General features: G+C 31.8%; 10 protein-coding genes. 6 read left to right on the top strand and 4 right to left on the bottom strand.

Going from position 1 to position 13,473, the window contains the following annotated elements; genetic code table 11:
* Positions 1 to 4 precede the first annotated feature (4 nt).
* Positions 5 to 385: a RidA family protein gene (locus K5V07_RS05720; RefSeq protein WP_221916725.1), complete on the top strand. Its 381-nt coding sequence runs from the start codon at positions 5 to 7 to the stop codon at positions 383 to 385.
* Between the two features lie 111 nt (positions 386 to 496).
* Here K5V07_RS05720 and K5V07_RS05715 read toward each other — a convergent pair whose 3' ends face one another.
* The 4 genes from K5V07_RS05715 to K5V07_RS05700 all read right to left on the bottom strand — a co-directional run bounded on the left by K5V07_RS05715 (position 497) and on the right by K5V07_RS05700 (position 8,256).
* The gene (locus tag K5V07_RS05715) at positions 497 to 1,348 is read right to left on the bottom strand and encodes an N-acetylglucosamine kinase (RefSeq protein ID WP_144892200.1); all 852 of its coding nucleotides are present in this window, start codon (positions 1,346 to 1,348) and stop codon (positions 497 to 499) included.
* Positions 1,349 to 1,477: 129 nt separating this feature from the next.
* Positions 1,478 to 2,482 (bottom strand): type I glyceraldehyde-3-phosphate dehydrogenase, encoded by a 1,005-nt coding sequence (gene gap / locus K5V07_RS05710; protein ID WP_221916724.1) that lies wholly within the window; start codon positions 2,480 to 2,482, stop codon positions 1,478 to 1,480.
* A 72-nt stretch (positions 2,483 to 2,554) separates the two neighbouring features.
* Positions 2,555 to 3,541, bottom strand: coding sequence for a 6-phosphofructokinase (gene pfkA / locus K5V07_RS05705; protein WP_086454612.1), 987 nt, complete (start codon positions 3,539 to 3,541; stop codon positions 2,555 to 2,557).
* Positions 3,542 to 3,849: 308 nt separating this feature from the next.
* Positions 3,850 to 8,256 carry a translocation/assembly module TamB domain-containing protein gene (locus K5V07_RS05700; protein ID WP_221916723.1) on the bottom strand — a complete coding sequence of 1,469 codons (4,407 nt, stop codon included), beginning with the start codon at positions 8,254 to 8,256 and terminating at the stop codon, positions 3,850 to 3,852.
* Between the two features lie 222 nt (positions 8,257 to 8,478).
* On the opposite strand from K5V07_RS05700, the gene tsaD reads away from it, so the two are divergent.
* The 5 genes from tsaD (at position 8,479) to K5V07_RS05675 (ending at position 13,460) form a co-directional block, all read left to right on the top strand.
* Entirely contained in the window at positions 8,479 to 9,501 is a 1,023-nt protein-coding gene (tsaD, locus tag K5V07_RS05695) for a tRNA (adenosine(37)-N6)-threonylcarbamoyltransferase complex transferase subunit TsaD (RefSeq protein ID WP_221916722.1), read from the top strand.
* A gap of 7 nt (positions 9,502 to 9,508) precedes the next feature.
* A complete protein-coding gene (locus K5V07_RS05690) occupies positions 9,509 to 10,216 on the top strand; it encodes a 16S rRNA (uracil(1498)-N(3))-methyltransferase (protein WP_221916721.1) in 708 nt (235 codons plus the stop codon).
* Positions 10,217 to 10,226: 10 nt separating this feature from the next.
* Positions 10,227 to 10,865, top strand: a complete 639-nt coding sequence (locus tag K5V07_RS05685) for a DUF4159 domain-containing protein (protein WP_221916720.1) — start codon at positions 10,227 to 10,229, stop codon at positions 10,863 to 10,865.
* Between the two features lie 483 nt (positions 10,866 to 11,348).
* Complete coding sequence (locus K5V07_RS05680) at positions 11,349 to 12,299, top strand: zinc metalloprotease (RefSeq protein ID WP_221916719.1); 951 nt, start codon at positions 11,349 to 11,351, stop codon at positions 12,297 to 12,299.
* A 213-nt stretch (positions 12,300 to 12,512) separates the two neighbouring features.
* Entirely contained in the window at positions 12,513 to 13,460 is a 948-nt protein-coding gene (locus K5V07_RS05675) for a zinc metalloprotease (protein WP_221916718.1), read from the top strand.
* The last annotated feature ends 13 nt before the right edge of the window (positions 13,461 to 13,473 follow it).

Raw genomic sequence — 13,473 nt, 5'->3', positions numbered from 1 at the left:
CCACATGAAAAAAATAATTTTCACTAAAAATGCTCCTGCTCCAATAGGTCCTTATAGCCAAGCTGTACTAAAAGGGAATACACTTTATACTTCTGGTCAAATTGCTTTAGATCCATCAACTGGAGAACTAATAACATCGTCAATTGAGGCTGAAACCGAGCAAGTAATGCAAAACATGAAAGCAGTTCTTGAAGCAGCAGAAATGACATTTGAAAATGTTGTTAAAACAACTATTTTCATCATGGACATGAATGATTTTGCTCAAATAAATACGGTTTACGGTTCCTATTTTGACGAAAAATCAGCTCCTGCTCGTGAAACTGTCCAGGTAGCTTGTTTACCAAAAAATGTTAATGTAGAAATTTCAATGATTGCCATATTGTAATATAAATTTACAGTGTTTAAAACTGTAAATTGAATATAAAAAAAGTCATTACTAATTCTTAAAAAAGCATCGCTTTGCAAGAATTAGTAAGGACTTTTATATAATGTGGCTCTATTTATTTAAATTGTGATAAGCGATTAAGCCATCAATAGGTCTTCTTAAAACATTACCCAATTGTAGTTCATATTTATCAAAAGTTTCCTGTAATTCTTCTTTTAAGTAAAAAGCAATAGAACCTACAAAATGAACTTTTACCTCTTTACAATTATCAAATTGCTTGATATAATTTTTAACAAAAGATTTCATTCCCTTGAAAATTATTTTCCTGCAAAACTCTGTCTCTTTATGCTGAATTAAAAACTTTGCAAAAGTAGCTAGATAAGCGTTAGGATTAGGCTCCTTATACAACTTGCTTTTTATAGCATCTGGATCTAAGTCATACTCTTTTTCAAATTCAACAGCCAATTCTTTTGGCATTTTGTTAAAGTAATACTTTCTAATTAATTCTTTCCCAAAAACATTTCCACTGCAATCATCCATAGCAATATAACCTAGAGATTGTACTTTTTGATGCAACTCTTTACCATCAAAGTAACTACAATTTGATCCTGTTCCTAGTATAGACACTATTGCTTTTTCTCCTTTTGGAGTAGTAGCATAAACAGCTGCATAGGTATCTTCTTTAACATCAATGATTGCGTTAACAAAATAGTTTTGAAAAACTTGAGAAAGTGCTATTTTCATCCTTTCAGTACCACAACCTGCACCGTAAAAGAATAAATGAGTAGCATTCTTTTTATTGTGTAAAATATCAAAACGATCGTTCAATCTTTCAATAATTTCATCTGGTTCTAGCACTTCGGGGTTTAACCCAAGTGTTTGTGTTGTAAATAAAATTTTACCATTGTCATCTATCGCAATCCAATCGGCTTTAGTAGATCCGCTATCAACTATTAGTCTCATTTTTTTTTAGTTTATTGGTGTGTGTTACCCGTTTAATATCAAGTTATAACCATTTAATTTCTATACCAAAGCAACAAAAAATAAAATCCCGTTACAGCATGATAACGGGATTTGTAAATATATAAAGAATTATTTTAACCCTGCAATGTGCACAGATAAATCAATTAACTTACTAGAATAACCATACTCATTGTCATACCAAGAAACTATTTTGAAAAAAGTAGAATTCAATCCAATTCCAGCAGTTGCATCTACAATTGAAGTTCTTTTATCAGAAATAAAATCTTGAGATACTACAGCGTCTTCAGTATAGCCTAATATTCCTTTCATAGTTGTCTCAGATGCATTTTTTAAAACTGCCATAATCTCTTCGTATGAAGTTTCTTTAGCAACTTTTACCGTTAAATCTACTGCAGATACATCAACAGTAGGAACACGGAAAGCCATACCAGTTAATTTTCCATTCAATTCAGGAATAACTTTTCCTACTGCTTTTGCAGCGCCTGTAGAAGATGGTATAATGTTAACACTTGCAGCACGTCCGCCTCTCCAGTCTTTTTTTGATGGACCATCTGCTGTCATTTGAGTTGAAGTGGTAGCATGAACCGTTGTCATTAACGCCTCTACAATTCCAAAATTATCATGAATTACTTTAGCTAATGGTGCAAGGCAATTGGTAGTACAAGATGCATTAGAAACCACTAAATCTGATGCTTTTGCGGTTTCATGATTTACTCCCATTACAAACATTGGTGCATCTGCAGATGGAGCAGAAATAATAACTTTTTTAGCACCTCCTTTAATATGCTCACTAGCAGTTTCTATAGTTGTAAAAATACCTGTACATTCAGCAACTACATCAACATCTACTTCATTCCATTTCAAATCAGCTGGATTTCTTTCGGCAGTGATACGGATGTTTCTTCCGTTTACATATAATTTTCCTTCTTTCACTTCAACAGTACCGTCAAAACGACCGTGAACTGAATCATATTTCAATAAATAAGCTAGGTGATCTACATCTAATAAATCGTTTATTGCTACTACCTCTACATTATCTCTATTAAAAGTTTCTCTAAAAACGATTCTTCCAATTCTACCAAATCCGTTAATTCCTAATTTTACTTTTGACATTTTAATTTAATTTTTTTGTTTATTTTTCTTTTCTACCTAAAGTCTAATTTCCTCACAATAAACTTTAATTAACTATGTCGACATAATGTCTGATACTCTTAATAATTCTCTATCAATCATGGATTCTCCTTTAATAGCTTGTTCCAAAGGCGTCAATGTTACTTGATCATTTTGCAACCCTACCATATAACTCGATTTACCTTCTAGTAACGATTCAACTGCTTTTACACCTAACCTACTTGCTAGAACTCTATCAAAACAAGAAGGGGATCCTCCACGCTGCATATGACCTAAAACAGAAACTCGAACATCATATTCTGGTAAATTAGCCTCTACGTAATCCTTAAGTTCAAATACATTTTTACCAATTTTATCACCTTCGGCAATGACTACTATACTTGATGATTTTCCAGAAGCCTTACTTTTCTGTAAAGATTCGAGTAATCTATCTAGTCCTAAATCTTCTTCAGGAATCAATATCTCTTCTGCTCCAGCACCTATACCTGCATTTAAAGCAATATGTCCCGCATCTCTACCCATCACCTCAACAAAAAACAAGCGGTTGTGTGAACTTGCTGTATCTCTTATTTTATCAATAACATCAACAACTGTATTTAATGCTGTATCATAACCTAAAGTATGACTCGTACCGAATATGTCATTATCTATAGTTCCTGGGATTCCCATTACTGGAAAATTAAATTCTGAATTAAATAATAATCCACCCGTAAAAGTTCCATCACCTCCTATTACAACCAGTGCATCTATACCTGCTTTGGTTAAATTTTCATGTGCCTTTTTTCTACCTTCTGGGGTTTTAAATTCTAGGGAACGCGCAGATTTTAATATGGTTCCTCCTTTATTTACAATATTGTTTACACTACGAGGTCCCATATCTTTAAAGTCTCCTTCAATCATACCTTGGTATCCTCTATAAATCCCTATACATTCTATGTTATGGTAAGCACAAGTTCTAACTACAGATCGAATTGCTGCATTCATTCCTGGGGAGTCTCCACCTGAAGTAAGAACACCTACTTTCTTAATTGTTTTTGGCATTTTTATAATATTAAAGTGTAAAACTAACAAACATTAACCACTTATGAGACAGTGTTTTTTATTAATTAAAAGGCTGTCTTAAATTCAAACGTTTTCGTTGATAAGTTTTTTTAAAACACTATTAAATTACGCTATTAATTAGTAAAAGTGAAAATTTATTCACTTTTAGTAAAATATTAACGTTTTAATGCTAAATAAAATAAAGGATTGTAATTCAGATATTTCTAATGAAATTCAAATAATTTGGACTCCTGCTCATAAAAAATAAGCAGTTGTAGCAAAGTATAATTTACAAGTATGATTCTTGTTTAATACTCCTCTGGCAGAAGGCCTTCTTGATTTTTCTTAATTGGTTCTGGAGTTTTTTTCTTGGATTTAGAAAAATTAATATAATCTGGAGCCATTTCAGAATCTTGATCCTCAGATTGAGATGCTCCTACTTTTTCTATTTTAAGGTTTTTAAAGATTTTATTTACCAACTCTTTAAAAGTATCAAAATCTACTTCATAAGACACCCCTAAACCTTGGGTATAACCAATACCTTGACCTACATAATTGATGTCATTTTCTTTATTAAAAAGTCTGAGATTAAGAGTCCCATCTTCGTTAACACGATAAAGCACCTCAACATCGCCTACAATTGCAGACTCATTAATTCCTCCAAACGGAACTCCTAACTTGCCATTTATTGTAATACGTTCGTTTATTTTAGATGAAATTGTAGCAACAAATCTACCATCCGTTTCTTTTCCTAATCGCCTGTCAGCTCCAATAAAATTTAGACCTACTTTAAATTTTTCATCATCAGAGCGAATGATTCCACCCAAAATACTTGAAGCCGTTTCAAACAAACTCCCTGAAAAATCTGATTGATTTACACCTTCAGGACTTAAAAAACCACCCGATGACAATAAATACAAAGCTTGCGTTTGTCTTACATCCTTATCATTTAATTTATACTGAATTTCCGATTTCAAAACAGTACTTACCGTAGGGAATTCGATATTGAAATCAGGCTCAGGACTTGTTAAATCTCCTCGCACGCCTATCACAACCTCTACTGGAACTTTTGAATTAAAAGACGCGTTATCTAATAAAACTGCTGGATTTGCCGTTGTTTTATAAATAGCTTCAAGGTTAAGTTGTGCTTTCATAGGATTACCTTCCCATGTTATTGACCCACCTTTTTTTACTGCAAACTTTTTATCAATAAGACCTCCATATTTAAAATTGTAAGTTCCTTCATATGCCTGAAAATCTCCCCACATGTTAAATTTACCAAGGGTATTAATTTTAAATAGTAAAGACCCAAAACCTTTACCTTTCATACCATGACCTGTATTTCGATCGAGTATCACTTCAACCTCAGCATCTGGCGTAATGTCAAAATCAAATTCAAGTTCTAAACCGTTGTAATTGCGTGTGTTTTCAACAATCCCGTTTTTAATGTTGTATTTTTCTTTTTCTGTAACAAAATGAATAAATACATTATCACTTACACTTTCGGCATTATTAATCGGAATTTTAACAGCTGTACCTTTTTCTGATTTGGCATCAACTTTTATAAATAAACTATTGGTAGGCCCTTTAATTGTTGCGCTACCATCAATAAAAGCAGTGCCGTAGTATGCTGCATCTTCGCTATCTTTTGTATCTAATGCTACTAATCTTTTTGAATTTATGGCCAAGTCTAATTTCCAATCTGAAAAATTATTGTGTCCGATATACCCGTTTAAATTTCCTACTGTACCATATTTAGTATCTGTTAAGGTATTGTTCCTAAACAAAAACTTCTCATTTGTCAAATCTATTATGGTATTGTCACTCAAACCATAGTCCACGTTAAGATATGGAATTGTCAAACCTGCTTTGTCTAAAAATAATCTTCCGTTAATTGTAGGATTTTGTAAGTTGCCCTCAATACTTGCATTACCACCTACAGTACCTCTTATATTGGATAAAACATCACCACCTAGGGAATTAAGCGTTGCAATATTAAACTTATCAAATTTTAATTTTAAGTCTAAAATGGTTTCTTTATTGACAATTTCAAAATTCCCGTCGGCATTAAATGATTCTAAATTTTCGTTTTCTAAGTTTGAGTTTATGGTGAATTTTTTAAAAGTTTCATCACCCTCAACATCAAATTTCAAAACACCCAAATCTGTTTTGTTGACGTTTAATTTATCAATGACTATTGAAGCAGTAGGCTGGTAAATATTTTTATTTTGTTTAAAATCTATCTCACCATTTATATTTCCTTGTACAACTAGTTTATTGTTTGTGGGGGTGATTTGGTTCAAGTTAACATCCTTAAAACTTAATTTCAAATCCTTAAAATCACTCCCTTTTAGATTTCCATCCAATGCTATAGACTGATTTTCATGAGAAAGTACCAGCCTATCAATGTCAAAATTCTCCAAAGATTTATCAAAAACAATTTGATTATCAGGCGTTTCATTTTCGTTTAAAAACCACAAATAATCTTTAAACTTGACTTCAGATTTACTGATACCTACAACATTATTATTGTCCTTGTTGATAGTATGATACAAGTTTAGATTGTAATAATCTTCGGCTTTGGGACCACCTTTAAACTCAGATCTAAAAAACAAAGTATCCTTGTGTGTCACATTGATAAGACTAAAATCTCTTATTTTATAATACTTGGTTTTTATACTATCAAGCTCAACAAATGCATTATAAAGCGGATTTTTATTATCAACAGCTACTCTTATATTATCAAATGTTATGTTTGAAGCTGTTATTTGCGGGGAATTAAAATCTAATTTAAATTCATGATCATCTGAACTGATATTACCCTTGACAATTGTATTGGCTCCGATGGCAATATCTGGGTAAAAAATCTCAATTATTTTATTGTAGATAGAAAAATTAAAATTTAAGAACTGACCTTTTTTAACCTTTATCGGTTTAAAATTAGTGTATAAACTTCCTAACGAATTCTTTACTAAATTTTGCAATTGATTGAATTCATATCTTCCTACAATTTCTCCCTGAACAATATCCGGAGAATTCACAGTTATAGTTCTTACTTTATTATCATCAAAAGTTGAATTGATAGTAAAATCATTAAAAACATAAGTGTCTTTTGCATTTTTATAAGATGTTTTATTGATAAAAACAGTTCCCTCAAAATTTTCTATTGAATTCCCAGATGCTTGTACTTCAACATCACCTTTGAAAACAGAAACAGGATCATTCATCAATTTCAATTTTTTCAAATCGGCATTGAGAACATTAATTTGAAAATCATATTTACTATCTTTTTTACTTAAATCTAAAGCGCCATCAAAAGTCATTTTCAAATTTGGATCATCAATCTGGATGTCTCCAATGTAATTAGGACTCGCAAGATTACCGTTTAAAGTAATATTTGTATAATTATAACCTTTAAACTCTATTTGGCTTACTTGACCATTCACCGCAGTGTTCAAATACTTTTGATTAAACCCTTGACCATCTACATCAATATCAAGAGAAACTTTACCTAAATCTTTCTGATCAATCATGGTACCTAAATCAAAATTATCTAAGATTACAGTACCAATGTAGGATGCTTTATCAATTTCGTTAATGTTATTGATGTACAAATTTGAAGTTACTTTCCCTAATGCTGTTATCATAGAAAAATCAGCTTCAACGGCTGTAGTTGTAACAGATGCAGTCCCTTCAGTACTAAAACGTCCTAATTTTTGTAAAGAAGTAGGCAGTTTATTGCCTAAAATGTTCGGCAGAATTACAACTAAATCATCATAAGTAGAAGTCAATTTATCAAACTTAGAAAACATTGAAAATTGTTGTCCTTTTCTAGCAAATAAATTCTTGAAATTGATGTCACCTATTAACTGTGTTTTTCGCTCATCAATTAAATTTAACTTAGAAAACTGTAAATCATTTAGCGTTCCCTTGATCTTTGATTTTAAAGTAAATCGCTGGTTTTTACCTAATTCTTTATAAAAATATCGAATATCATTTGATGCAATATTAGCTGCATCTAATTGAATATCAAATACTACTTTATCATTAAAATTAGAAAAATCTTCAATTTTGTATTTAAGAATAACTTCTCCTTTGAGTGAGGATTCCTTGGTTTGCAAATCTAGTTTTTCAAGTTTGATATTTTTTTTGGAATATGAAAATTTCGATTTCAGATTTTTAACATACAATCCTCTAAAATCTAGAAAGGACATCATATTAATACTGGTAGAAACTTCTGGTCCAAAAATTAAAAAATCAGTAACCGATGCATTCAATTTTGTAAAATCTACATTTTTTGGTGTTTCTCTGTTTTCATCAATTAATATAAATCTTCCATCGTAAATTTGTAAGGTATTGGCTTTCATTAAAAATTTTCGATTGGAACGTTTTCCAGTCTCAAATGATTTAATAAACTTATCCATGTTCGTCTCTTTTTCACCCTTGTATGTTTTTAGGTTAAAAAGTAATCCGTAAACATCCAGATTATCAAAAATAAGATCTCCATTCAGCATTTTTTTGCCTTCAAGAATAGTGGTAGCAATACGCTCCGAATATATCAAAGTATCCTTTCGGTGGTCTCTTATTAATACATTTTTAAATTTAACTCCTCCAAAAACTGAAATTGAAACACCTTCAACATTTATATTTGTACCATAATCTTTATTCACAGTATCCGTAAAATAACGTGCTATCCTAGTTTGTACGGCAGGCATAGTTAGAGCAATACCCGCAACAAGCAGCAGAACTAGTAGCCCAAGCAACACTCTAAAAACTATTTTAATTACTTTTTTGATACTTAATTGAATTTATTCATTTAAAATTTAATTTTGCTTTTGCAAACACAACTTCCTTTGCTAAAAATTCTCTAATTTTGAAAATTACAAATGTGATCCGTACGACGCGTACAAATTGTAACTCAAAATTCATACCCATTTATGCAAAATCCTGAGGTTTTTATACTTGCAATAGAAAGTTCTTGCGATGATACCGCCGCTGCAGTTTTAAAAAACGACAAAGTACTATCAAATGTTGTAGCAAACCAACTTATTCACAATCAGTACGGGGGTGTAGTTCCTGAACTTGCCTCTAGAGCTCATCAACAAAACATTGTTCCTGTAGTAGATGCTGCACTTAAAAAAGCAAATATACAAAAAGAACAGCTATCTGCAATTGCATTCACACAAGGTCCTGGCCTTATGGGCTCCTTACTGGTAGGAAGTTCTTTTGCAAAATCATTGGCTCTAGCCTTAAACATTCCGCTTCTTGCAATAAATCACATGCAAGCTCATGTTTTAGCGCATTTTATTGATGAAGAAGGATTTGAAAAACCAAGCTTTCCATTTTTAGCATTAACGATTAGTGGAGGTCATACTCAAATTATAAAGGTCGAAGATTATTTTAACATGACCATAATTGGCGAAACGACTGATGATGCTGTAGGCGAAGCATTTGATAAAAGTGCCAAAATCCTTGGTCTGCCCTATCCTGGCGGTCCTTTAATAGATAAATATGCTCAGCTAGGAAACCCAAAAGCATTTCCATTTACCAAACCTAAGGTGGCTGGATTAGATTTTAGTTTTTCGGGATTAAAGACGGCAATTCTCTATTTTATTCAAAAGAAAACAGCCGAAAATCCAAATTTTGTAACTGAAAGCCTAAACGATATTTGCGCATCAATACAGCATACTATTATAGAAATTTTAATGGATAAAATTAAACTTGCTGTAAAAGAAACAGGTATTAAACAAATTGCAATTGGTGGTGGCGTATCTGCTAACTCAGGAATAAGAACTACTTTAAAGGAAACGGAAAAAAAATACGGTTGGAAAACCTATATACCAAAATTTGAATACACAACCGATAACGCTGCAATGATAGGAATTGTAGGATATCAAAAATATTTATCACAAACATTTGAAAACTCTAATGTAGTTTCAAAAGCTAGAATACAATTTTAAAAAAACTATGCAATTATTTTACAACCCTACAATAGATGAAAACACTCAAAATTTTTCATTTGACAAAGAAGAAAGCAAACACATAATAAAAGTTTTACGCAAGAAAGATGCAGATATTCTTCATGTTACTAATGGTAATGGTTTATTATTTACAACACAAATAACATTAGCATCAGACAATAAATGCAATGTTGATATTATTTCGTTTATACAAATAGCACCTTCAACTTTTAAACTTCATCTTGCAGTTGCTCCAACCAAAATGAACGACCGTTACGAATGGTTCCTTGAAAAAGCAACCGAAATTGGAGTTCATGAAATCACACCTGTTTTTTGTGATCGATCAGAACGAAAAAATTGTAATAAAGAACGTTTTGAAAAAATAGTGTTAACCGCTATGAAGCAATCAAATGCCGTTTTTTTACCAAAAATAAATGATGCAATATCTTTCAAAGATTTTATAAAACTCAATTCTTCAGGTGTAAAAATCATAGCACATTGCGAGGAAACCGAAAAAAAATCATTGAAAAATATTTTACAAAAAAACGTAGATTATACCATTTTAATAGGTCCAGAAGGAGATTTTTCAGAAAAAGAAATTCAACTAGCACTCGAAAACGAATACACTCCTGTGATGCTTGGCGAAAAGCGATTGAGAACTGAAACTGCTGCCATTGTTGCCTGTCACAGTGTTATTTTCACAAATGAAAACTAAGATCAATTCCATGAAACATTTTTTTTATTTCATAATCCTTTTTAGCTCCAGCTTGTTTGCGCAGGAAATTGCATTAGTAAAATACAGCGGCGGTGGAGATTGGTATGCAAATCCAACTTCATTGCCTAATTTAATTAAATTTTGCAACAGCAATATCAATACCCGCATTAAACAAAAACCAGCTACTGTTGAAACATCAAGCCCTGATTTATTGTCATATCCTTATATTCATTTAACAGGGCATGGAAATGTAGTTTTTAATGATACCGAAGTCAGTAATCTTAGAAATTATTTAGTAGCAGGTGGTTTTTTGCACATTGATGACAACTACGGAATGGATCAATACATTAAAAAAGAAATAAAGAAAATTTTCCCAAATACAAATTTAGTAGAAATACCAGCCACACATCCCATTTTTCAAAAACCATTTACTTTCCCGAATGGATTACCCAAAATTCATGAGCATGACGGCAAAAGACCACAAGCTTTTGGAATATTTATTGAAAATAAACTTGTTCTATTGTACACCTATGAAAGTGACCTAGGTGACGGATGGGAAGATCCTGAGGTAAACAACGATCCAAAAGAAGTACGCGAAAAGGCGCTAAAAATGGGCGCCAATATCATTCATTACATTTTTAATAATTAATCCTGTTTTTTATTAATTAGGGCAAAATACATGGAATTCATAATAGGCATCTAAATTAAATATCTATCTTAATTTAGATGCCTATTGTGTATTCATAAATCAAAATACACTCCTTTATATACTTGCTGCACAGTCTATAACACAACAAGAACTTTTTTGTGTAAAAAAGATCCCTAAATTTCATGCCTTCTAAATAACAAATTAGATATTTCTTATTAAATTAATGAATATTTAACCAATATGATATTTTACTTCCTAAATTGCTTTCGTATTCTTAGATTTAAATTAATTTTTCACATTTTTTAAAGAATTTGATATCAGAAAATTCATGATTTTAAAAAAAATTAAAATATACGAACGCTTGTAAAACAAAGGATTAAGATTTTTTTTTTAATATTTTTTTGAAATAATTTTTTTTTACAAAATAATGTTATAAAATTGTTAAATAATTAACCAAAACTATCAATATTTAACAAACGTCCTATGAAAAAAATTATTTTATCTGCATTAGTATGTATGATGCTTTTTTCTTGTCAAAATGACACAACAGAAACAACAGCGCAAAATGCGTCTGCATCTATTAGAAGAGGTTGTGCATCACAAGAAGTATTAGCTGCTCAAATGAAAGCAGATCCTACTCTTGCGCTAAGAATGAACAAAATTGAAGAGTTTACAAAAAATGCCATGACAAAAGGAAGATTAGTTAATGGTAAAATTGAAATTCCTGTTGTAGTGAATGTATTGTATAATTCTGCAGCCGAAAATATTTCATTGGCACAAATTCAATCTCAAATTGATGTATTAAATGCAGATTTTAATGCAACTAATGCAGATTTCAGCAGTACCCCTGCTTTATTTTCTGGAGTTGCAGCTAATGTTGGAATCACTTTCGTTTTAGAAACAGTAAACAGAAAATCTACTTCTAAAACATCTTGGGGAACTAGAGATGCAATGAAAAAAACAAAACAAGGAGGTTTAGATCCTACTTCACCTACAACAAAACTTAACATGTGGGCTTGTACAATTGGTGGTGGAATCTTAGGATATGCTCAATTTCCTGGGGGAGCTTCTACTACTGATGGCGTTGTAATCGATTCTAAATATTTTGGTTTATCTGGTTCAGGTGCTTATCCTTATAACTTAGGAAGAACTGCAACTCACGAAGTTGGTCACTGGATGAACTTACGCCACATTTGGGGTGATGCAACTTGTGGAAGCGATTTAGTTTCTGATACTCCTACTCATAATGATGCTAACTATGGTGTTCCTGCATATCCTCACTACAGTACTTGTACAGGTACTCCGGTAGAAATGACAATGAACTACATGGATTACACAGATGATAGAGGAATGTACATGTTCTCTAATGGTCAAAAATCTAGAATAGCTGCAATTTTTGTTGCAGGTGGAGCAAGAGCAAGTTTCGGAATATAATTTTAATTCAAACTTAATCAAAGAGGCTTCTTAAAAAGTCACCTCTTTTTTATTTAAAAATTTTGACTCTGTTCGAAAATATTAAAATTACCAATTTAAAGTTTTAACTCTAAAAGAATAATTTTAACTTATTAAAAAAAATATTACACCTAAAATATTACTTTAAATTTTATATATTTTAACCAAAAACTATTAATTAACAACAAATTTATTATGAAAAAGATTATGTTACCTGCTTTAGCATTTATGATGCTTTTTTCTTGTCAAAATGACACTACCGAAACTACAGCGCAAAATACATCTGCATCTCTTAGAAGAGGTTGTGCGTCTCAAGAAGTTCTTGATGCTCAAATGAAAGCAGATCCTACTCTTGCATTAAGAATGAACAAAATTGAAGAATTTACTAAAAACGCCATGCTTAATGGAAGATTAGTTAATGGTAAAGTACAGATTCCTGTTGTTGTAAATGTATTGTATAGAACAACAGCAGAAAACATTTCATTAGCACAAATTCAATCTCAAATTGATGTTTTAAACAAAGATTTTAATGCAACGAATTCTGATTTTAATTCAGTTCCTGCTTTGTTCTCTGGAGTTAAAGCTAATGTTGGAATTTCATTTGTATTGCAAAGTGTAGTTAGAAAAGCTACAACTACTACATCTTTTTCTACAAATGATGCTATGAAAAAAGCATCAACTGGAATTGCCCCTACAACACCTACAACTGTACTAAACATGTGGTCTTGTAATTTAGGTGGTGGAATCTTAGGCTATGCACAGTTTCCTGGTGGAGCTTCATCAACTGATGGAGTAGTTATTGATAACAACGCGTTTGGAACTACTGGAACGGTAGCCGCTCCTTTCAACTTGGGAAGAACTGCTACTCACGAGGTGGGTCACTGGATGAACTTACGCCATATTTGGGGTGATGCAACTTGTGGAAGCGATTTAGTATCTGATACACCTACTCATAATGATGCTAACTATGGTGTTCCTGCATATCCTCACTACAGTACTTGTACAGGTACTCCAGTAGAAATGACAATGAACTACATGGATTACACAGATGATAGAGGAATGTACATGTTCTCTAATGGTCAAAAATCTAGAATGGCTGCTTTATTTGTTTCTGGTGGATCAAGAGCAAGTTTTGGAATATAATTTCAGCCTTTAT

This window comes from Flavobacterium sp. CHNK8 (assembly GCF_019774515.1).
In the GTDB taxonomy this organism is placed as follows: domain Bacteria; phylum Bacteroidota; class Bacteroidia; order Flavobacteriales; family Flavobacteriaceae; genus Flavobacterium; species Flavobacterium tiangeerense.
The sequence above is the reverse complement of the archived record's forward strand: the minus strand, read 5'-3'. Positions and strand labels throughout refer to the sequence as shown.

Coding starts and splice junctions, on each gene's coding strand:
- K5V07_RS05720 (WP_221916725.1), top strand. CDS start 5: ATGAAAAAAATAATTTTCACTAAAAATGCTCCTGCTCCAATAGGTCCT.
- K5V07_RS05715 (WP_144892200.1), bottom strand. CDS start 1,348: ATGAGACTAATAGTTGATAGCGGATCTACTAAAGCCGATTGGATTGCG.
- gap (WP_221916724.1), bottom strand. CDS start 2,482: ATGTCAAAAGTAAAATTAGGAATTAACGGATTTGGTAGAATTGGAAGA.
- pfkA (WP_086454612.1), bottom strand. CDS start 3,541: ATGCCAAAAACAATTAAGAAAGTAGGTGTTCTTACTTCAGGTGGAGAC.
- K5V07_RS05700 (WP_221916723.1), bottom strand. CDS start 8,256: ATGCCTGCCGTACAAACTAGGATAGCACGTTATTTTACGGATACTGTG.
- tsaD (WP_221916722.1), top strand. CDS start 8,479: ATGCAAAATCCTGAGGTTTTTATACTTGCAATAGAAAGTTCTTGCGAT.
- K5V07_RS05690 (WP_221916721.1), top strand. CDS start 9,509: ATGCAATTATTTTACAACCCTACAATAGATGAAAACACTCAAAATTTT.
- K5V07_RS05685 (WP_221916720.1), top strand. CDS start 10,227: ATGAAACATTTTTTTTATTTCATAATCCTTTTTAGCTCCAGCTTGTTT.
- K5V07_RS05680 (WP_221916719.1), top strand. CDS start 11,349: ATGAAAAAAATTATTTTATCTGCATTAGTATGTATGATGCTTTTTTCT.
- K5V07_RS05675 (WP_221916718.1), top strand. CDS start 12,513: ATGAAAAAGATTATGTTACCTGCTTTAGCATTTATGATGCTTTTTTCT.